Consider the following 20,146-nt stretch of genomic DNA (forward strand, 5'->3'; position numbering starts at 1 on the left):
CCGGTGACCGTCTCGTTCGAATCGCTGGCCCGGCCGCCGGGCGTCGAGATACGCGACCGCATCGAGCGTCGGTCGTTCGCGCTCCACACCTCCGGGCGTCCGGACCCGCGACCGGTCGCGACCGACGACTTCGCGTTCCCCGTGGACGCCGCCGTCGCCGTGACCACCGACCGCGTCGTCCTGCCGCAGGTCGTCGTGGGCTACGTCCGGGACGACGAGGGGTCGATGGAACAGGAGATCGTCAACGGGACCAGCCGCGAGCTTCCGCCGGGGAGGTACGACGTGGAACTGTGCGCCCCGATGAAGGTCTACCTCCGGGTCGAGAGCGGAATCTCGGTCGCGGCCGACCGCGACCGCGTCCGACTCGACTTCGCCCCCGAAACCGAGGTGCGGGTCGGCGCTCGCTCCCACCACGAGCGCCCCGAAGCGACGGTGACGACCACCGCCGACCCGCGGGACGTGATGAAGGCCGTCTCGACGTTCGGGTCGGCGCTCAAGACCACCTCGCCCGAGCGGAGTTTCCCGACCCTGCGGGGACACCCGCCGCTGGTCGAACTCGGCGACGAACTCCGGATTCCGCCCGAACTCGACGTCCCGGAAACGGGCATCAGGCTCGAACTGCCGCCCGAGCACCGGTACGTCTTCGTCGCGGCGCCGCTGGCGTTCTACCTCGGCGCCGAGGTGGTCCCCGGTTCGACGCCGCGACTGGTCACCGAAAGCGGATTCGCCTACGACCTCGACGGGCCGGAGGGCTACGAGCGGGCGGTCGAACGGACCCTGAAGCGGACGTTCCTCCTCGATTGCCTCGTCCGGACCGAGGGCTACTACGAGGTCGACCTCCACGAGCGAACCGAAATTGAACCGCTCGTCGACCTCGACTTCGCGGCGTTGTACGACGCGCCGCTGGCCGAGCGAATCGAAGCGTACCTCTCCGTTCCGTGGAGCGTCGTCGCCGACCACGTCCCGGCCTGGAAACTGACGACCCACGTGACGCCGACCGCGGAGAACGTCGAGTCGCTCCCGTTCGTCGTGAACGACCTCGCGGTCGTGCGGACGCCCAGTCTCCGGACGCGCTCGCTACCGCGGCAGTCCGACGTCATCGGGGAGTTCGCCCGCGACTCCGAGTTCACCCGGAGCACGGCCGACTCGAGCGCGGAGATTCCCGTCGTCCGACCGGAGCGGTCGGACTCGGTCGAGGAGGCGTGGATCGGCGACCACGCGCCGATGGACGCGAGCAAGGCGACGACCGCGGCGTTCAGGAATCGGCTCTCCCGCGACGTCTCGGCGGAGACGGTCGACATCACCGTCGTCTGCAACGACACGGAGATGGGCGACGAGCGCGACCTCGCGGCCGAGGTGTACGGTTCCCGCGAGAACCTCCCGTTCGACGTGACGGTCCGGCGCGACCTCACCACCGACGAACTGCGAGCGGTGCTCGAAACCGAGGCGGCGTTCCTCCACTACATCGGTCACATCGGCGAGGAAGGCTTCCGGTGCGCCGACGGCCACCTCGACGCGACGACCCTGGAGTCGGTCGGCGTCGAGGCCTTCATCCTCAACGCGTGCAGGTCCTACGAACAGGGACTGGCGCTCGTCGAGGCGGGGAGCGTCGGCGGCGTCGTCACGTTGAGCGACGTCATCAACAGCGGCGCGGTCCGGGTCGGGAAGACGATGGTTCGACTGCTGAACCGCGGGTTCCCGCTGCGCGCGGCGCTGTCCATCGCGCGCGGCCGGAGCATCGTCGGCAACCGGTACATCGTCGTCGGCGACGGCAACGTCGACGTCGTTCAGACCGAAAGCGGACTCGCGGTGCTCCTCGACGTCGACACCGAGGGAACCGACTTCGAGGTAACTCCGAGGACACACGTCGCCAATCAGGGCGGGATGGGCGGGTTCTTCACGCCGCACGTCGGCGGCGACGAGTACCACCTCGTGTCGGGCGAGCACGGACCCTTCTCGCTCACCCGGGAGGAACTGGCGCTGACGCTGAGCGCCGAGAACGTTCCGGTCAGAATAGACGGTGAGTTCGCGTGGAGTCGGTCTATCGACGTCGACTCGCTGTAGCTCTCTTCCGTTTGCGGTTTACGGTCCGATACAGGTCCCCGCGTACGCGCCGGCGGCGCTTCCCGCCTGGGTGAGTAGCAGCACCATCGTGAACAGGACGCCCATCATTCGCGGATTCTCTGCGAAGTACGTGCTCATGTCAGTCTCTGCCATGACAGCCGCAACTCCACTCGCCACCAATATAAATTTTTTGACAATAGGTTCGACAGATAATCGTCTGACGAGAAGCGGACAGTTGGCAGACGATCGGAACGCGCTCAACGTTCGTCGCGGTAGCGGCGAAGACAGGGCGCTCCGTCACGTTGGGTGGGCGATGGCGTTATACCCGAACGCGACCAAGCGATGGCGTGGTTTACGTCACTCGGGGCCTCGTCGACGCGCTGCTCGAACTCGCGGCGGGGGCCGAACCGGAGGCGCTGACGATCGCGCTCGCGGTGACGCCCGTCGAGCAGTTGGAGGGCGAGGCCGACGCACCCGCGGGAACGCCGGTGTTCACGCACTTCTACCCGCCCGAGACAGGCCGGTCGCTGACCGCCGTGTTCGGCGTCGACCTCTCGATTCCCGCCGGACAAACCCAGGGCCGGTTCATCTCCCACCCGAAGGGGAACCTCGGTGTCGACAGGACCGACGACTTCGCCGAGGCCATGCTGGTCGCGGTACCGCCCTGGGACGACGCATCGCTTGCCGCCTTCGACCGCTCGGGCCGTCGCCAACCCCTGGAGATCCTCGACGCCGAACCGCCGACCGAGTCGTTGGCCTGACCGTCGGCGGGACGGCGCCGGAAACGAGAGCGGTCGAACCCACGACGCCGCGGCGTCGTCGGTTCGACCGTTCGGGAAACGACTATTCGAGGTACCCCAGTTCGCGGAGTTGGCCCGTTATCTCCTCGAACTGCGCCTCGGTGAGTCTGCCCTCCTTCTGGTGCTGGATGACGATGCTCCGGAGCAGAAACCGCACGAGGTCGCTCGTGCTGGAGAAACTCGTTCCTTCGATGGTTTCGTCGACCCGGTCGGCGAGGTCCTTCGGAATCGACACCGTGGTGTACTCCGTCATACCCGAAGGTGGGACGCCGCGCGGGATAGATTTTGTGTCCTCCCGCGGGTCGGAGTCGTTTCTAGGTCGGTCCTACGGTTACAAGTCGTCCTCTGCCGACCACGAACATCATCGACTGAGGCAGTGGCTGCAACGAGAGAATCTTCGAACGCGCGGCCCCTTTCAGTCCCACCCTGCCGGTTGATTCACCGGTCGTCTGCGAAAGTACGAATTTCTGTTCTTAGAACCCCGCGCACTGGCGCGGTCACGTGCCGCGCCAACCTCGCCCGAAAGATGAGCGAGTGACTACAAGGAACGAGCGAATCGGCCGGGGACGATCGACGTTTGGTCTGCGCTCCGCTGGGCAGTGAAGCGTTCGTCCCATAGCCCCAGTCGATCACCGAACTTCCCCTTCACATCCCCATGTCGCTCGCGGCCTCCGGCACGGGGAGGTCGTTCGGGTCGACGCCCAGCAACTCCCCCGCGTGGTCGAGCGCCATGTCGAATCCGTAGTAGCGTTCGAGTTCATCGCCGTCGGCGGTCGGGCGAACCTTCAGCATCGCGTAGCCCTCGACGTTCTGGGCGATGGCGGCGGTGGCCCCGTCGCCGTCGAATTCGAGGACGCGCTCGTCGTCGGTCTCGTAGTAGCGAGCGGCGACGCCGCCGGCGCTCGCTTCGCGGTCGGTCATGGCCGGGGCTTCGGAGTCCCGATAGTCGAAGCTACCGATTCGCGGCGACCGGCGACCCGGCGCGCAAGCGAAACTGACGTACCGCCGGAGTTCAACCGGACGACCATGACCAAGTGGCTCCAGAGCGGTCGTCGCCGGGACCTCTGCGCGTTACTGTACGAGGCCGACGAACTCCGCGGCCAGAAGCTCAAGACCACCCTCGAAGCCCACTACGAGGGCCACTTCGACTCGAAGTCGTTCTACGGCGCGCTCGACTCGCTGGTCGAGAAGGGGTTCGTCGAGCGCCGGACGGAGGGCATCTACGACACCTACGCGCTCACGGGGGCGGGCGAGCGCACGCTGGAAGCGCACTACGAGTGGCTGAAGGAGCGGGTTGAGCCGAGCGAGTAAGCGAAAACGTTCGAAGAGAGAGGCCGAAGGCGGAGCCGCGTCAGTTCAGCAGTTCGTTCGCGATGGTGTTACGCAGGACCTCGCTGGTCCCCTCGTAGATCTCGTTGAGTTTGGCGTCGCGGTAGTACCGCTCGGCGGGGAAGTCCTTGGTGTAGCCGTAGCCGCCGTGGATCTGGATGCCCTCGTTGGCGACCTCCCGACTAATTTCGGAGGCGTAGAGCTTCGCCTGCGCGGCGTGCTTGATGTAGTCCTCGCCGCGTATCTTGCGGTCGGCCGCGCGGTGCATCAGCATCTTGGCAGCCTGGACCTTGGTGTCCATGTCGGCGAGTTTGTGCTGGATGGTCTGGAACTCCGAGATGGGCTGGTCGAACTGCTCGCGGTCCTGGGAGTACGCCAGGGCGTCTTCGAGCGCGCCGCGGGCGAGGCCGATGGACCGCGCCGCGATGGTGATGCGCCCGCCGTTGAGCGTCTTGAGCGCGTGGACGAACCCGCGCCCCTCGTTGCCGAGCAGGCGGTCCTCGGGGATGCGCATGTCGTCGAAGCGCAGTTCTGCGGTCGGACAGCCCTTGTCGCCGAGTTTGTCTTCGGTGCCCTCGACGTAGAAGCCGTCGTCCTCCTCGGGACGGACGACGAACGACGAGATGCCCTTGTTGCCCGCCTCGGGGTCGGTCTTGGCGAACAGCGTGACGGTGTCTGCGACCGAGCCGTTCGATATCCAGAGCTTTCCGCCGTTGACGACGTACTCGTCGCCGTCCTTCTCGGCGGTGGTGTCCATCGCGGGGACGTCCGAACCCGCGCCGGCCTCCGAGAGCGCGAACGCGCCGATGTCCTCGCCGCGGTTGAGCGGGGTGAGGTACTCCTGCTTCTGGTCCTCGTCGCCGAACTCGTAGAGCATGTTGCCCGCGAGGCTGGTGTGGGCCGCGACCACGGTGCCGAGGCCGCCCGACCCGCGCGAAATCTCTTCGAGGCCGATGGCGTAGGAGTGGTAGTCGAGGCCCGCACCGCCGTACTCCTCGGGGAACGGCATCCCCATCAGGCCGAGTTCGGCCATCTCGGAGACGAGGTCGGCCGGGAACTCGTCCTCCTCGTCGATTTCGGCCGCCCGGGGCTTTATCTCCTCGTCGGTGAACTCCGCGACCATGTCGCGAATCTGCTTCTGCTCCGCGGAGAGGCTGAAGTCCATGCGCAAAACTTGCGTCCAATCGGTCCTTTAGTTTTCCCTTCGGGTGCGAGGGGCGACTCGCTCACGCTCGGCGCCCCTCGAAAATAGCGAGCGAGGAGCGAAGCGACGACTTACGAGACGCGAGGGCCGCCTCGCGTCTCGTCCTCAGAACAGTTTCCGGCGAACGTCGTCGGCCGCGACCGCACCCTGCACCAGGAAGGACAGCCCCTTGTGGCGGTGGGCTACGCTCGCCATCCCGAGCAGGAGGAACGCCTGCGCGGGCTTGCCGTTCCGGAGTTTCAGGGCCGCCTGCGCGACCAACGAGAGCGCGTTCAATTTCCCCTTGTTCAGTCCCAGCGGTGCGCCGACCAGCACCTTCGCGGCGTCCTTCGGACTCGGTGGCATGACGCGAAAGACGACCGCGTCCGGCAAAAGGATTTGGACGAGTCCGGCCCGGTCGACCGGGAAATCCGAAGATAGCCCCGATTCCGTACTGGGAACCGCGGCGGTACTGGGGGACGGTTCTGTCCCCGACGCCGTCCGGACGACGAAACCCCGAATCGGGGGCGTCGGCCGACCGCAACCAAGTTCTCTCCGGGAGGTCAGAATCACGTAAACCTCAGTAATGTTGGAAGAAATCCCTGTCTCATTGCTCAAGCTTTTCAGGCTCGGGGTCCAAGGTGTCGAAAGTCAATGGACACGGAGCCTCCCAGCGAGCGCCGTGCGGTCCCCGAAACGGAGTGGTGTTTCGAGGCCGTAGAGGGCGTCTCTCGGACGTTTGCCATCACTATCGACGTGCTAGAGGAGCCGATGGCCTCGGCCATCTGCATCGGGTACCTCCTCTGTCGAGTCCCCGATACGGTCGAGGACGCCGGACACATCCCCGCCGACGAGCAGGCCCGACTGCTCGACGCCTACGACCGGGCGCTCGACCCCGACGACTCGACCGGGGTCGAGACGTTCCAACGGAAGGTCGAATCGTGGCTGCCGCCCGAGGACGAGTGCGACGACGACTGGCGGGTCGTCGCCGAGGTCGACCGCGCCTTCCGGGCGTTCGAGGCCCAACCGCCCTCGATTCGCCGGGCGGTCCGCGAACCGGTCCGCGAACTCGTCTCCGGGATGGAGATGTTCGTCGACCGCTACGCCGACGACGGCGGCCTGCGCATCCAGACCCCGGGCGAACTCGAGGAGTACTGCCACTACGTCGCGGGCACCGTCGGCGAACTCATCACCAACCTCGCCACCCGGGGCGACGTCGACCCCGAGCGCGAACAGCAACTGTACGAGCGCGCCGAGTCGTTCGGCCGCCTGCTCCAACTGGTCAACATCTCGAAGGACGTCTACCTCGACTACCACGAGGAGAACAACGTCTACCTCCCCGAGACGTGGCTCCGCGACGAGGGCGTCTCGCCCGACGAGGTCTGCGACCCCGAGAACCGGGCCGGCGTCGCCGCTGTCGTCCGCCGGACCGCCGACCGGGCGCGAGGCTACCTCGACGAGGCCCAGGCGTACCTCGAATCGGTCCCGCTGGAGCGGGGCAACACGCTCGCGGCGTGGGCCATCCCGTACCTGCTGGCGGTCGGCACCCTCCGGGAGGTCCGCGACCGACCGGAGGACGCGCTCCGGGAGGCCGGCATCAAGATCGCTCGCAAGGAGGTCCACGCGGTCATCGCGGCGTTCGCGGCGGGGGCCGACCGGGAAGCCGTGGGCGAGATTCGGGAGGCCATTGCCCGGGGGCCGCTCCACCGCACCGACGCGACGTGACGCGAGAGAGAACGAATTACCGCACGTCGAACCGAGTCGACCGCCGGTCCGGGGGTCGACTCAGTACTCGTAGAATCCTTTTCCGGTCTTCTTCCCGAGGTCTCCGGCGTCCACCTTTCGCTTGAGGAGGTAGGCGGGCTTGTAGCGGTCGCCGAGTTCCTCGAACAACGTCTCGCTCGCGTCGAGACAGATGTCCAGACCGATGTGGTCGGCGAGTTCGAGCGGCCCCATCGGGACGTTCGTGCCGAGTTTCATCCCCTTGTCGACGTCCTCCTTCGTGGCGACGCCCTCGTCGTAGGCCCGGATGCCCTCGTTTATCCACGGCATCAGGATGCGGTTGGTGACGAAGCCGGGCTTGTCGTCGGACTCCCAGGTTTCCTTGCCGAGCGCCTCGGCGAACTCGTGGGCGAACTCGGTCACCTCGTCGTAGGTCTTCTCGCCGACCACGACCTCGACGCCCGTCATGACCGGCACGGGGTTCATGAAGTGGAGGCCGACGACCTGGGATTCGCGCTCGGTCGCGGCGGCGATGGTCGTGATCGAGAGCGTGGAGGTGTTCGTGGCGAGGATCACGTCCTCCGGCACCGCCTCGTCGAGGTCGGCAAAGATGTCCTGCTTGACGTCCATGTTCTCGACGGCGGCCTCGACCACGACGTCGCACTCGGCGAGGTCCGACAGTTCCGTCGTCCCCTCGATGCGCTCTTTCGCCGCCTCGGCCTCCTCCTCGCTCAGTTTCTCCTTGGAGACGAAGCGTCCGAGGCTGTCCTCGATGGTGTCGAAGCCGTTCCGGACGAACTCCTCCTTGATGTCGCGCATTACCACGTCGTAGCCGTTCTGGGCCGCGACCTGCGCGATGCCGCTTCCCATCGTTCCCGCGCCGACTACGCCGACCGTCTCGATGTCGTCGAGCGTTCGTACCATGCCCGGCAATACTTGCGGTCGGGCCGTAAGCCTACCGAAGGTGGCCGGGCGGACGAGCGACTCTGCCACGTTCGTTCCAGATAGATACACGTACCCCCGGGCTGATTCGTCTCCCCTCCGCACGTCGACATGGGTTGGAGGGCGCTCCGTTCGAGGGAGACGGCACATCTCCTGAAAGTTCGAACCGCTGCGAACCGGTCCCAGAACTCCGTCGACGCCGATTCCTGACGGGGCCTCGAAAATCGGCCGACAGTGAACTCGCGCGAGCGAACTTCGAACGGTCGGATTTGCGTACACGACTCTTTCACCTTATACAAAACATTCAAGACAGATGAGTGTGAGTCCGAAATGAACTGGTGACGTCCCGTGAGCGAACACGCCCCTGACGACGAGAACACGAACGCCGCGGAGACGCCGTCGTCCGACGCGCAGGCGTCGGACGACCCCCGGAAATCGACCGACGACCTCCGGTCGGTCACCGACATCCGCTTCGTCGGCCCGGCGACCGCGGACGTCCTCGCCGAAGCCGACTTCGACGCGACCGGCATCGCCGAGAAGACGATTTCCTACGAGATGCTCGTCGACGCCGGCGTCAACCCCGGCGTCGCCACCCGCCTCCGGCGCGAACACTCCCTCCACTGGTCGTTCGGTGGCGACGAGGACTCCCTCGAACGCCGCTCGTCGAAGGTCCGCGGACTGCAGGACGAGGAGCGCGCCTGGGTCGCCGCGAGCAACGGCGACTGGGAGAACGCCGACCCCGAACCGACCGCCACCGCGACCGCCGACGGGAGCGGGGCGGCCGAGGCCGCCGAGGCCGCCTGGCGCGAGCGGAGCAAGCCCGACCCGGTGACCGACGTGCCGGGCGTGGACGCCGAAGTGGCCGAGCGACTCGCGGAGGGCGGGGTCACCTCGGTTCGGAGTCTCGCCACCGCCGACCCCGAACACGTCGCCGACTCGCTGAGCCTCGACCACGACCGAGTCGTCGAGTGGTGGAAGGCGGCCCGCAGACTCGCCTGATCGGTCTAGCTCTATTTTTACTATCTGAGTAGTAATTTCGCCGGGCGCTCGAACTCGCTCACGTCGCCTCTTTCGGGCGAAAACGCCATCTGTGAACGTCTGTCTCACCGTCGAGCTGACCATTAGACTCTTATGTGAGGTTATCGGAGTTTGGAATGGATGATTCCGCTGACCGACTCCCCAGTGACGCGCGACGGTAAATCTCTTATTCTCGCCATGGACCACGGTCTCGAACACGGTCCGTCGGCGGACTTCGATTCGGTGCCCGAATCGCTGAACCCCGAGACGGTCTTCGAGACGGCCACCCACGACGCCGTCACCGCCCTCGCCGTCCAGAAGGGTGTCGCCGAGACCTACTATCCGTCGTACGACGACGACGTGAACCTGCTGGCGAAGCTCAACGGCACGAGCAACCTCTGGATGGGCGAACCGTACTCGCCGACCAACTGGACGGTCGACTACGCCGCGGAACTCGGCGCCGACGCCGTGGGCTACACCGTCTACTCCGGGTCGAACCACGAACCGAGGATGTACGAGGAGTTCCGCGACGTCCAGGAGCGCGCCCACCGCGAGCACGACCTGCCGGTGGTCATGTGGTCGTACCCGCGCGGCCAGGGGCTGAAGAACGACACCAAGGAGAGCGTCATCGCCTACGCGACCCGCATCGCGCTCGAACTCGGCGCCGACATGGCGAAGGTCAAGTACCCCGGCACCCGCGAGTCGATGGAGTGGGCGGTCAAGTCGGCGGCCGACATGCCCGTCGTGATGTCGGGCGGGTCGAAGGTCAGCGACTACGAGTTCCTCTCCAGCGTCGAGGCTGTCATGGACGCCGGCGGGTCGGGCCTGGCGGTCGGACGTAACGTCTGGCAGCGCGAGGACCCCCAGCGAATCCTCGACGCGCTGGAGCAGGTCATCTTCGAGGGCGCCACCGCCGACGAAGCGCTCGACGAATGAACGACCCCATCGCCGAAGCTATCGAGACGGTCGCAGCGACGGCCCCGGAGATCCGCGCCGGCCTCCCGGGACGACGCCGGAAGGCCGACGAGGAGAACCCCAGCGGCGAGACGCAGATGGCCGCCGACGTGTGGGCCGACGAACTGCTCGCCGAGCGACTCGCCGCCGTCGACGGCGTGGGCCAGTTCGCCAGCGAGGAGCGCGAGGAAGTCGTCGACGCCGGGAGCGGCGACTACGCGGTCGCCGTCGACCCGCTCGACGGGTCGTCGAACCTCAAGTCGAACAACTCGATGGGGACGATTCTGGCGGTCTACGAGGACGAACTCCCCGCGAAGGGGACGGACCTCGTGGCGTCGGCGTACGTCCTCTACGGCCCCATCACGACGATGGTGGTCGCCCGCGAGGGTGAGGTCACCGAGTACGTGATAGAGGATGACGGAAGCAGACGGGCAGTCCGCGAGGATGTCTCGCTTCCCGACGACCCCACGGTGTACGGCTTCGGCGGCCGCGTCCCCGACTGGACCGACCGCTTCGCCGAGTACGCCCGGGAAGTCGAGGATGAACTCAAACTCCGGTACGGCGGTGCGATGATCGGCGACGTAAACCAGGTGCTGACCTACGGCGGCGTGTTCGGCTACCCCGAACTCGACTCGCGACCCGAGGGGAAACTCCGCCTCCAGTTCGAGGCCAACCCCATCGCCTACATCGTGGAGTCGGCGGGCGGGCGCTCCTCGAACGGCGCGGAGTCGCTACTCGACGCCGACGTCGAGGACCTCCACCAGCGGACGCCGGTCTACGTCGGCAACGCCGACCTCATCGAGCGACTGGAGTCGACGTTCACGTAACCCGTCTCGCTTCGCTACCGCTCCGTTTCGCTTTTCGCGCCCGACGCTCCGACGCCCCGGAAGTGTGCGACCGACGCACCTGCGAGTCCGAGCAGTCCGATGGACACCGCCTTCGTCAGGGCGTTGTAACCGACCCCGAACACGATGGCGAGCGACGTATCCGCTGGCGAGAGCGGTGCGGCGAGCAGGACGGCCGCACCGCCGACCAGGAATCCCAGTCCGCCGACGACGCCCGCGGTCAGCGTGAACCCGGCGAACTCGCGGGAGAGGTCGACGCTACTTCCGGCCCAGTAGCCGATCGCCGCGACGACCACCGTCGAGAGGAAGAAGAGAACGAAGCCGAGCACCATCATCGGGAAACCGAGCGAGCGCGGCGTCGAGTCGGAGAAGAGCGCGGGGGCGAGATTCCGTATCTGTCCGACTGCTCCGAGGACGAAACCGAGGAGGGCGAACGCGAGAGAGGCCGAACGTTTCATGCGAATCACTGGTATCCCGATGAGACATAAACCCTGGCACGTCGCCGTCGAGGCTTTCCGACGTCTCCTCGCCGTCTCCCCGACGTCTCTGCCCGGCTACCTCCCGGCGTCCGACTCGCCGACCTCGACTTTCCGCCCGCTTTCGGCCGACTCGTAGATGGCCTCGACGGCTTCCATGTCGGCCAGACCGTCGTGGCCATCGGGTTCGGGGGTCGCGTCCGTGAGGACGCAGTGGGCGAAGTAGTCGAACTCCTCGGCCACCTCGTTGACGAACTCGCCGGTGTACTCGACGCGTTCGCCGTCGCGTTCGACGGTGAGTTTCGGGCTGATTTCGGAGTTGAACGCGGGGTTCAGACTCGCCTGACCCTCCGTACCGATGACCCTGAGCCTGTCGTCGGCCTGAGCTTCGTAACTGGCGGTGCAGGCGGCCGTGGCGGCCCCGGGGAACTCCAACTGGAAGGTGACATGTTCGTCGACGCCGGCGAACGTCTCGTCGGGCGTACGGGTCGTCGCCGTCGCGGCGGTCGGGTCGGCGTCGAACAGGAACCGCGCGGCGTTCAGCGGGTAGACGCCCACGTCCATCATCGCGCCGCCGCCCGCGAGGTCCGGGTCGAGGCGCCACTGGTCGGGGCCGCCGCCGTTCTCCAGGATGTGGCCCGTGAACCAGCCGTGGAACGCGACCGGGTCGCCCAGCGCGCCGTCCCGGATTAGCTCGCGTAGGCGGCGCATCGAGGGGTCGGTCTGCATCCGGTAGGCGACCATCAGCGTCACGCCCGCCTCCTCGCAGACCCGGACCATCTCGCGGGCGCGCTCGGCGGTCGCCTCGATGGGCTTCTCGCAGAGGACGTGCTTGCCGTGGTCGGCGGCGGTCCGGGCGTGGTCGAGGTGGAGCGCGTTCGGCCCCGCGACGTACACCGCGTCGTACGCCTTGCTCGACTCGCCGGCCCCGAACTCCTCGTAGTCGATGGTCGTCGACACGTCGTACTCGTCGGCGACTTCGCGGGCCTTCTCGGGCGACCCGCTGACCAGCGCCGTCACCTCGCAGAAGTCGGTGTCCTCCATCACGGGCAGGACGTGCTCGCGGGAGAACTCCCCGAGGCCGACCAGCGCGAACCGGACCGTCCCCTCGTCGGTCGTCTGCCAGTCGCGCGCCGCGAAGTCCCCGAAGTAGGTGTCGAAGTTCACGCCTCGGTCGTCGGCGCGCAGGCCGGAAAGCGTGTCGGTGGCGCGGGCCGGAGCGGGCGTGTCGGTAGCGCGAGCCAGCGAAGGCGTTCTCGCGAACGCGGCCGGGCCATTCATCTCGCCGGGCCGAGAATGGCCGTCGTGGTCGGGACTGGCATCTGGTACGCGACGCTCGCGGCGCTCGTCTGGGGCGGCTACCTCTTCGAACTGAAACGATACTTCTCGGAGTACCCGCCGGCGGTGGTCATCGTGACGGCGAACGCGGCCGCCGTCGCGTGGTATCTCCCGTACGTCCTGCTCCGCCCCGCCGACGGCCCGGTGACCGGCGAGCTAACGCTTCCGGCGCTGGGACTCGTCGGCTTCGTCCTCGTCGCCAGCGCCGTCGCCTACCTCGCGCTGTTGTACGCGCTGTCGGCCGGCGACGTCTCCTACGTCGCGCCACTCGGGAAACTGGTCCCGGCGTTCACGCTCCCTCTCGAAGTGCTCCTGGTCGGCGAGCACCTCGCGCCCGAACAGGTGGTCGGCGTCGGCTTCGCCACGCTGGCGGTCTACCTCGCCAACTACCAGCACACCGGCCCTCTCGCGCCGATTCGGCGGGCCGCGACCCACCGACCCGCCCAACTGGCGCTCGCGAGCGCCGCGCTCTACGCCGGAGTGGACGTGGGGACCCGGGTGCTGTTGCAGGGCGTGGGCATCCGGTCGGACGTCTGGGCGCTGGTCTACACCGGCGGGGTAGCGGCGGTGTTGCTCCCGATCGCCGTCCGCCAGTGGCCCTCGGGGTTCGCCGCCGCACTACCGAAGTTCCTCGCGGCGGGCGCGGCCGTCGCCGTCGCGACCCACCTCATGATGCAGTCGTTCGCCGTCCTCCCCGCGAGCGTCGTCTCGCCGATTCTCAACACCCAGGCGGTCGTCGCCGTCGTCCTCGGCGGCGTGCTACTCGGCGAGGACCGGTTCGCGCTCCGTCTGGTGGCGGGTGCGGTCGCCGTCGTCGGCATCGCGCTCATCGCGCTCGGCTGAGAATCGGGTCGCGGCAAATTCCACCGAACCCAAAGGGAAAACTGTTTGAAATCGCTCGCCGCATTCGTGGACATGAAAGTCCGCGTCAGCGACGGTGCGACCGACGAGGAGGCCTCGGCCATCGCGGAGGCGCTCGCACAGCACGTCCGCGACGAGGTAGAGGTGTACGTGGGTGACGCCGACACGCCGACGGCGGTCCGCGGGGGACCCGCCGAACCGGCGGGGTCGGCGCCTTCGGCATCGACGTCGGCCTCGGCGTCGTCGGTCGCCGCTTCGGCCGAAGCGGCGACCGACGACTACGGTCCCACCGAGCGCGAGCAGGCGCTGTGGGACGAGATAGAGGACATCGAACTCGGCGGTCCCGAGAAGTACAAGGAACGACTCTCCGAGCAGGGGAAACTGTTCGTCCGCGACCGACTCGACCTCTGGTTCGGCGAGGACGGGATGCTGTTCGAGGACGGGAAGTTCGCCAACTTCGACGCCTGGCACGAGGATAGCCCCGAAGTCGAGGAGGGCAACGACGACAGACTGCCCGGCGACGGCCTGCTGACCGGCGCCGCGGAGTTCGAGGGCCGGGAGGTCCACTTCATGGCCAACGACTTCACCGTCAAGGCCGGGTCGATGGCCGAGAAGGGCGTCGAGAAGTTCCTCCGGATGCAACAGCGCGCGCTCAAGTCGGGCAAACCGGTGCTCTACCTGATGGACTCGTCGGGCGGACGCATCGACCAGCAGACCGGCTTCTTCGCCAACCGCGAGGGCATCGGGAAGTACTACTACAACCACTCGATGCTGTCGGGACGGGTCCCCCAGATCTGCGTCCTCTACGGTCCCTGCATCGCGGGCGCGGCCTACACGCCCGTCTTCGCCGACTTCACCGTGATGGTCCGGGGGATGTCGGCGATGGCCATCGCCAGCCCCCGAATGGTCCAGATGGTCACCGGCGAGGATATCGAGATGCAGGACCTCGGCGGCCCGGACGTCCACGCCAAGTACTCCGGGAGCGCCGACCTGGTCGCCGACGACGAGGAACACGCCCGCGAACTGGTCGCGAATCTCATCTCGTACCTCCCGGACAACGCCGACGAGAAGCCCCCGAAGACCGAGGGCCGAGCGCCCGCGAAGTCGCCGGAGGGCATCGACGGCGTGGTTCCCAGAGAGCCGAACAAGGGCTACGACATGACCGAGGTCATCGACCGCGTGGTCGACGAGGGGTCGTTCTTCGAACTCAAGCCCGAGTACGGCAAGGAGATCGTCACCGCGTTCGCCCGCATCGACGGCCGACCCGTCGGCATCGTCGCCAACCAACCGGCCCAGCGCGCGGGCGCCATCTTCCCGGACGCCGCCGAGAAGGCCGCGGAGTTCATCTGGACCTGCGACGCCTACGACGTGCCCCTGCTGTACCTCTGTGACACGCCGGGGTTCATGGCCGGTTCGCAGGTCGAGAAGGACGCCATCCTGGAGAAGGGCAAGAAGTTCATCTACGCCACCTCGTCGGCGACGGTGCCCAAGCAGACCGTCGTCGTCCGGAAGGCCTACGGCGCGGGCATCTACGCGATGGGCGGCCCGGCCTACGACCCCGAGAGCATCGTCGGACTTCCCTCGGGCGAGATCGCCATCATGGGCCCCGAGGCGGCCATCAACGCGGTGTACGCCCGCAAGCTCTCGGAGATCGACGACGAGGACGAGCGCGCGGAGATGGAGCGGGAACTCCGCGAGGAGTACCGCGAGGACATCGACATCCACCGGATGGCCAGCGAGGTGGTCGTCGACGAGATCGTGCCGCCGAGCACGCTCCGGACCGAACTCGAGAACCGCTTCGCGTTCTACGAGGACGTCGAGAAGGAGCTTCCGGACAAGAAGCACGGCACGATACTGTAGATTCGACGAACACTCCTGTAGTTTCGGCGTCGAACTTTGCCTCCGAGGCTTCTGCGGCTCACAAGCCACGCCTGCCGGCTCTTATCGCCCGAATAACACCTCGAACGACCGTCTCGAACCGCCAGCGGCCGCTTCTCTCCTCGCGCGCCCCCGACCGGCGACGAACCTTCCCGACCGATTAATCGGCCGCGTCGGCGGCTAAGGAGCTGTATAACAATGGTCCGAGCCCCCGTTCGTCGAATCGTGAGGAGGTCCGGTCGGTCTCGACCGCGCCGCCACGAACACCATCATGAGCTCGGACGCACCGCCGTTGCTGACTCGAACCGGCGCAAAGCGCGTCGTCCCCGCCGCGTTCGGGGACGTCGAGGGGATAGAGCGGGCGCTGTGGGTGCTGGTCGCCGCGGCGCTCGTCGGCGACCTGTTGACGACCTACTACGGTCTCCAGATCGGACTCACTGAATCTAACCCGGTCGCCCGCGCCGCCCTGGAGCAGTTCGGCTTCGCCGCGATGTTCGCGATGAAGCTGTTCGCGGTCGGCGTCGGCGTCTTCTGCCGGCAGTTCCTCGCAGGCCGGCACGTCCTCCTCGTGCCGGTGGGGCTGGCGGTGCCGTGGACGGCGGCGGTGGTGGTGAACCTATCGCTGTACGCGACCGTGCTCTGAGGCGGGTCCGGTCCCCGATTTCCCTTTTCGCAATCCATTTACACCCGGTCCGTAAGTGACCGGACGTGCCACCCACGTCCCGACGGCGACTCCTCCGACGCTCATCGGTACTCGCGGCGACGGCGCTCGCGGGCTGTACCGGCGGACTGTTCGGCGACTCCGCCGAGGAAACCCGACTCCGCGAGCGCGTCCGGAAACTCGAACGGAAGAACGCCAACCTCAGCGCTCGACTCCGGAGCGAGCGGAACGAGAGTCGGCGCCTGGAAGCGAACCGGACCCGCCTCGCCGACCGGTTGGCCGCCGAGCGAAACGAGACGCGCAGACTCCGTCGGCGACTCGAAAACCGGACCGCGGAACTGGAGACTCTCAGGGGCGAAATTCGGGCCCACGAACGGCGAATCACCGAGCTACAGGCGGAGATCTCGGTCCTCAAGGAGGGAAACTCGGGGAGTCGCTTCGCCGAGTCGGTCCGGTCGAAGGCGCTCACCGTCGGCGAGCGCGTCCGGAAATCGGTCGTGTTCGTCCAGACCGAGGGTGCCGACAGCGTCGGCCACGGCACCGGGCTCTTCCTCGAAGACGACCTGGTCGTGACCAACAGCCACGTCATCGCCGGCGCCGACGAAATCGACTGCTGGACCCTCGACGGCGACCGCCTCGACGCGACCGTCGTCGGTCGCGTCGAGGACCGGGACCCGGACGTCGCGGCGCTCCGGACCGACGCTGACGGTCGTCCGCTGGATACCGGCGACTCGTCGGGACTCTCGTCCGATCAACCGCTGTTGCAGGTCGGCCACCCCGCGGCGTTCGGCAACTGGGTCATCGCGCTCGGTCGGTTTCACGGGCGCGTCCGCTACCGGAGCGCCGACGGCGGCACCCACCCGGAGCTACGAACCTCCGTGCCCACCTTCCAGGGGAGTAGCGGGTCGCCGCTCGTCACGCTCGACGGTCGAGTCGTCGGGCTGACGTACGCGTGGACGCCCAAGAAGTACAAGCAGGCCGACGAGGCCCCCGAACCCGCCCCGGCGAAGGTCTACGAGGCGGTGTCCCCGAACACGTACTCGCTCCACGAGACGGTCGAACGCGTGCTGGCGCGGGTCGAAGACTGGGAGTGAGCCTCGCCGGTTCGCCCGGCGTTACCGGTTCTCCTTCTTCAGCGAGAGCACCGTCCGGTCGAACTCGCAGACCAGCGTCTCGTCGTCCTCATCGTCACCGTCTCCGCCGTCGCCCGCGCCGTCCCCGTCGTTCACTTTGAACGCCTCGACGTGCATCGTCACGACGCCGCGCTCGCCGTCGCTCGTCTCGCGCTTGTCGGTGACAGTCGACTGGGCGCGGATGGTGTCGCCGTGGAACACGGGATTCGGATGCTCGACGTTGTCGTAACTGAGGTTGGCGACGATGGTGCCGTCGGTGGTGTCTGGAATCGAGACGCCGACCGCGAGGCTCATCGTGTAGAGGCCGTTGACCAGTCGCTCGCCGAACTGGGTTTCCTCGGCGAAGGCGGCGTCGAGGTGGAGCGGTTGCTGGTTCATCGTCATGTCGCAGAACTGCTGATTGTCCGACTCGCTGATCGTCCGTCGCTTGTCGTGTTCGTAGGTCGCACCGACCTCGAACTCCTCGTAGTAGAGTCCAGTCATGCCACCAGAGTCGCCCGCGGGGAGCAAAAATCCCGACGGTTCACGGCGATACGACGAAATTACCCGGGATGAAACGAATCGCAACGGTCGTTAATCGGGTCATAACGAAGGGTACTGTCTGAATACGTACCTTCGCAGTCTGACACAGCCGACACCTAATCCATGTCCAAGGACGCATCTCGATTCGAGTGGGCCACGCCGCGAACAGGGGAATGTGAGCGCGCCGACTCCGCCTCCGGACGCGAAGCGGCGAGTACGCCGCGGGGCCGAGCGCCCTCGGCCGGAGGTCCGGCGGGTGCGCGCGGCGACGGGGACCCCTTCCCGTCGCCGCGCGCACGCACGCTGGGAGTCGGACAGGCCCGCACTGAGCGTGTGACCGAGGACGAACCACGGGTCCGCTGGCGTTTCGGGACCGACGGCCGGTTCGACGCCGAACCGTCGGTCGATTCGGGAACGGTGTACCTCGGCTGTACGGACGGCTGCGCGTACGCGCTCGACGCCGAAACCGGCGCCGAGCGCTGGCGATTCGACACCGGCGGCCGACCGACAGCCCCGACCGTCGCCGACGCGGCGGCCGCAGACGGTGCGACCACTAAGAGGTCGGCGTACGTCGGAACGGACGCGGGCGAACTGCTCGCGCTCGACGCCGAAACCGGCGCCGAGCGCTGGCGGTACGCGACGGCCGGCGGCCTGGAAGCCGCGCCGGTCGTCGCCGAAGCGGCGGTGTACGCGGCCGACGACGGCGGCCGCGTCGCGGCGGTCCACGCGGTCGACGGATCGCGACTTCGCACGTTCCAGAACGCCGCGAGAGCCGTCTGCTCGCTCGCCGTCGACGACGGTCGACTGCTACTGGCGAGCCTCGACGGCGGCGCGTACGCCCGCGACCGGACCGACGGCCGCGAGCGCTGGCGATTCGAACCCGGCGCGGCGGTCCACGGTGCGCCGACGGTCGACGACGGCCTCGCGTACCTCGGGACGGTCGACGGCGGACGGGTCCACGCCGTCTCGGCCGTCACCGGCCGCGAACAGTGGCGCTTCGAAACCGGCGCGGGCGTGTGGGCCGCGCCGGTCGTCGCCGACGGAGCCGTCTTCGTCGGCGGCGGCGACGGGCGCGTCTACGCGCTCGACGCCGCCGACGGGACGGAGCGCTGGCGGTTCGACACCGGCGCGCGAATCTGGGCGTCGCCGACGCTCGACGACGGAACCGTCGTCGCGGGCAACGACCGCGGCGAAGTGGTCGCACTCGACGCCGAAACCGGCGCCGAGCGCTGGCGCTTCCGCGCCGACGACGCGGTGGTGTCGTCGCCGGTCGTCGCCGACGGGTCGGTCTACGTCGGCGACTGCGGCGGAACGGTGTACGCGCTCGACCCGCCGGCGTAACCCCTTTCGCCGACGGGTCGGCGTCGCCGAGCGTTCTCGGCCGGTGTGCCGGGCGATGGGAGAGAGAACTGTCGTGCCATTCGGCGCGCCGGACCTCGTCGTGAGGAGCGAGGTCCGGCGCGCGTTCGTGTTTTCGTCGCGGTTCGTCTCGATTTCGACCTTCTGCATCGACCCCGAGCGCGTTTCGACCACCGTTAAACCGCCGGCGCGCGTCGTGCCGAACATGCCACGACGAAGCGTACTGTTCACCCCGGGCGACCGCCCGGAGATGCTCCGCAAGGCCCCCGGCGCGGGCGCCGACGTCATCGTCTTCGACCTGGAAGACGCGGTGGCCCCCGGTCGGAAGGACGAGGCCCGCGAGGCGGTGCGAGAGGTGCTGGCCGACCCCGAGTTCTCGCCCGACTGCGAGGTGTGCGTCCGGGTGAACCCGACCGGCATCGCGGCCGACGACGACGTCCGGGCCGTGGTCGGCGGCGGGACGGACCTCGACGCCGTGATGCTCCCCAAGACCGAGTCGGCCGACGACGCCGAGACGCTCTCGCGACTGCTGGACGAGCGCGACTGCTCGGTGCCGATCCTCGCGCTGGTCGAGACGGCCGCGGGCGTGCTCGCCGCCGAGGAGATAGCCGAGTTGCCGGACGTCGACGCGCTGGTGTTCGGCGCCGAGGACCTCACGGCCGACATCGGCGCGACCCGGACCGCCGAGGGGACCGAGGTGCTCCACGCCCGCGAGCACGTCGTGCTCGCGGCGAGCGCCGCCGACGTCGACGCCATCGACACCGTCTACACCGACATCGAGGACGCCGAGGGGCTCCGCGAGGAGACCGAGTTCGCGGTCGAACTCGGCTACGACGGCAAGATGGCCATCCACCCCGCGCAGGTGTCGGTCGTCAACGAGGCGTTCACCCCGGCGCCCGAGCGCGTCGAGTGGGCCGAGCGCGTACTCGCGGCCCGAGAGGAGGCCGACGCCGAGGACCGGGGCGTCTTCCGCGTCGACGGCGAGATGATAGACGCGCCGCTGATCGCGCAGGCCGAGCGAATCATGGCGTACGCGCGCGCCGCCGAAGAGGAGTAGCGTAG

At 67.8% G+C, this 20,146-nt stretch carries 22 protein-coding genes; 13 read left to right on the top strand and 9 right to left on the bottom strand.

All coding sequences use genetic code 11. From position 1 onward, the window contains the following. The first annotated feature begins 3 nt into the window (after positions 1-3). A complete protein-coding gene (locus tag NGM07_RS02685) occupies positions 4-2,064 on the top strand; it encodes a CHAT domain-containing protein (RefSeq protein ID WP_253516584.1) in 2,061 nt (686 codons plus the stop codon). Between the two features lie 18 nt (positions 2,065-2,082). Here the strand turns inward: NGM07_RS02685 and NGM07_RS25285 are convergent, their stop codons facing one another. Then, positions 2,083-2,217, bottom strand: a complete 135-nt coding sequence (locus NGM07_RS25285) for a DUF7503 family protein (protein WP_256524613.1) — start codon at positions 2,215-2,217, stop codon at positions 2,083-2,085. A 194-nt stretch (positions 2,218-2,411) separates the two neighbouring features. Here NGM07_RS25285 and NGM07_RS02690 point away from each other — a divergent pair, with 194 nt between their 5' ends. Next, complete coding sequence (locus NGM07_RS02690; RefSeq protein ID WP_253516586.1) at positions 2,412-2,825, top strand: JAB/MPN domain protein-containing protein; 414 nt, start codon at positions 2,412-2,414, stop codon at positions 2,823-2,825. An 82-nt stretch (positions 2,826-2,907) separates the two neighbouring features. Here NGM07_RS02690 and NGM07_RS02695 read toward each other — a convergent pair whose 3' ends face one another. Further along, positions 2,908-3,117: a ribbon-helix-helix domain-containing protein gene (locus NGM07_RS02695; protein WP_253516588.1), complete on the bottom strand. Its 210-nt coding sequence runs from the start codon at positions 3,115-3,117 to the stop codon at positions 2,908-2,910. A gap of 392 nt (positions 3,118-3,509) precedes the next feature. Next, positions 3,510-3,785, bottom strand: a complete 276-nt coding sequence (locus NGM07_RS02700; protein WP_253516590.1) for a DUF7111 family protein — start codon at positions 3,783-3,785, stop codon at positions 3,510-3,512. Between the two features lie 105 nt (positions 3,786-3,890). On the opposite strand from NGM07_RS02700, the gene NGM07_RS02705 reads away from it, so the two are divergent. Continuing rightward, positions 3,891-4,175: a helix-turn-helix transcriptional regulator gene (locus NGM07_RS02705; RefSeq protein ID WP_253516592.1), complete on the top strand. Its 285-nt coding sequence runs from the start codon at positions 3,891-3,893 to the stop codon at positions 4,173-4,175. A 40-nt stretch (positions 4,176-4,215) separates the two neighbouring features. Here NGM07_RS02705 and NGM07_RS02710 read toward each other — a convergent pair whose 3' ends face one another. Together NGM07_RS02710 and NGM07_RS02715 are read right to left on the bottom strand one after the other, a co-directional pair. Continuing rightward, complete coding sequence (locus tag NGM07_RS02710) at positions 4,216-5,358, bottom strand: acyl-CoA dehydrogenase (RefSeq protein ID WP_253516594.1); 1,143 nt, start codon at positions 5,356-5,358, stop codon at positions 4,216-4,218. A 144-nt stretch (positions 5,359-5,502) separates the two neighbouring features. Continuing rightward, positions 5,503-5,742, bottom strand: coding sequence for a hypothetical protein (locus NGM07_RS02715; protein ID WP_253516597.1), 240 nt, complete (start codon positions 5,740-5,742; stop codon positions 5,503-5,505). 288 nt (positions 5,743-6,030) lie between these two features. Between NGM07_RS02715 and NGM07_RS02720 the strand changes: the two genes are divergently transcribed. Then, on the top strand, positions 6,031-7,101 hold the full coding sequence (locus NGM07_RS02720) for a phytoene/squalene synthase family protein (protein ID WP_253516600.1): 1,071 nt from the start codon (positions 6,031-6,033) through the stop codon (positions 7,099-7,101). A gap of 60 nt (positions 7,102-7,161) precedes the next feature. Here the strand turns inward: NGM07_RS02720 and NGM07_RS02725 are convergent, their stop codons facing one another. Beyond that, entirely contained in the window at positions 7,162-8,022 is an 861-nt protein-coding gene (locus NGM07_RS02725) for a 3-hydroxyacyl-CoA dehydrogenase family protein (RefSeq protein ID WP_253516603.1), read from the bottom strand. A 366-nt stretch (positions 8,023-8,388) separates the two neighbouring features. Here NGM07_RS02725 and NGM07_RS02730 point away from each other — a divergent pair, with 366 nt between their 5' ends. The 3 genes from NGM07_RS02730 to NGM07_RS02740 all read left to right on the top strand — a co-directional run bounded on the left by NGM07_RS02730 (position 8,389) and on the right by NGM07_RS02740 (position 10,838). Beyond that, positions 8,389-9,039 (top strand): DUF7409 domain-containing protein, encoded by a 651-nt coding sequence (locus NGM07_RS02730; protein WP_253516606.1) that lies wholly within the window; start codon positions 8,389-8,391, stop codon positions 9,037-9,039. A 159-nt stretch (positions 9,040-9,198) separates the two neighbouring features. Next, positions 9,199-9,993: a class I fructose-bisphosphate aldolase gene (locus tag NGM07_RS02735; RefSeq protein WP_253516609.1), complete on the top strand. Its 795-nt coding sequence runs from the start codon at positions 9,199-9,201 to the stop codon at positions 9,991-9,993. After that, positions 9,990-10,838 carry a class 1 fructose-bisphosphatase gene (locus tag NGM07_RS02740; protein WP_253516612.1) on the top strand — a complete coding sequence of 283 codons (849 nt, stop codon included), beginning with the start codon at positions 9,990-9,992 and terminating at the stop codon, positions 10,836-10,838. The genes NGM07_RS02735 and NGM07_RS02740 overlap by 4 nt, the downstream gene beginning before the upstream one ends. Before the next feature lie 14 nt (positions 10,839-10,852). Here the strand turns inward: NGM07_RS02740 and NGM07_RS02745 are convergent, their stop codons facing one another. Both NGM07_RS02745 and gfo6 read right to left on the bottom strand, forming a co-directional pair. Continuing rightward, positions 10,853-11,314 carry a hypothetical protein gene (locus NGM07_RS02745; RefSeq protein WP_253516614.1) on the bottom strand — a complete coding sequence of 154 codons (462 nt, stop codon included), beginning with the start codon at positions 11,312-11,314 and terminating at the stop codon, positions 10,853-10,855. Positions 11,315-11,410: 96 nt separating this feature from the next. Then, a complete protein-coding gene (gene gfo6 / locus NGM07_RS02750; protein WP_253516616.1) occupies positions 11,411-12,499 on the bottom strand; it encodes a D-xylose 1-dehydrogenase Gfo6 in 1,089 nt (362 codons plus the stop codon). Between the two features lie 129 nt (positions 12,500-12,628). Here gfo6 and NGM07_RS02755 point away from each other — a divergent pair, with 129 nt between their 5' ends. From NGM07_RS02755 to NGM07_RS02770, 4 genes are all read left to right on the top strand, one after another. Beyond that, positions 12,629-13,513: an EamA family transporter gene (locus NGM07_RS02755; RefSeq protein WP_382195403.1), complete on the top strand. Its 885-nt coding sequence runs from the start codon at positions 12,629-12,631 to the stop codon at positions 13,511-13,513. Between the two features lie 72 nt (positions 13,514-13,585). Further along, on the top strand, positions 13,586-15,391 hold the full coding sequence (locus tag NGM07_RS02760) for an acyl-CoA carboxylase subunit beta (RefSeq protein WP_253516621.1): 1,806 nt from the start codon (positions 13,586-13,588) through the stop codon (positions 15,389-15,391). Between the two features lie 289 nt (positions 15,392-15,680). After that, the gene (locus tag NGM07_RS02765) at positions 15,681-16,052 is read left to right on the top strand and encodes a DUF5658 family protein (RefSeq protein WP_253516631.1); all 372 of its coding nucleotides are present in this window, start codon (positions 15,681-15,683) and stop codon (positions 16,050-16,052) included. Positions 16,053-16,117: 65 nt separating this feature from the next. Continuing rightward, the gene (locus tag NGM07_RS02770) at positions 16,118-17,164 is read left to right on the top strand and encodes a S1C family serine protease (protein WP_253516632.1); all 1,047 of its coding nucleotides are present in this window, start codon (positions 16,118-16,120) and stop codon (positions 17,162-17,164) included. 21 nt (positions 17,165-17,185) lie between these two features. Here the strand turns inward: NGM07_RS02770 and NGM07_RS02775 are convergent, their stop codons facing one another. Further along, positions 17,186-17,686: a MaoC family dehydratase gene (locus tag NGM07_RS02775; RefSeq protein ID WP_253516634.1), complete on the bottom strand. Its 501-nt coding sequence runs from the start codon at positions 17,684-17,686 to the stop codon at positions 17,186-17,188. A gap of 372 nt (positions 17,687-18,058) precedes the next feature. Between NGM07_RS02775 and NGM07_RS02780 the strand changes: the two genes are divergently transcribed. After that, complete coding sequence (locus tag NGM07_RS02780) at positions 18,059-19,066, top strand: outer membrane protein assembly factor BamB family protein (protein ID WP_253516636.1); 1,008 nt, start codon at positions 18,059-18,061, stop codon at positions 19,064-19,066. Positions 19,067-19,289: 223 nt separating this feature from the next. Further along, positions 19,290-20,141, top strand: coding sequence for an HpcH/HpaI aldolase/citrate lyase family protein (locus tag NGM07_RS02785; RefSeq protein ID WP_253516639.1), 852 nt, complete (start codon positions 19,290-19,292; stop codon positions 20,139-20,141). Positions 20,142-20,146: the final 5 nt, after the last annotated feature.

Source organism: Halorussus vallis (genome assembly GCF_024138165.1).
Lineage (GTDB): Archaea > Halobacteriota > Halobacteria > Halobacteriales > Haladaptataceae > Halorussus > Halorussus vallis.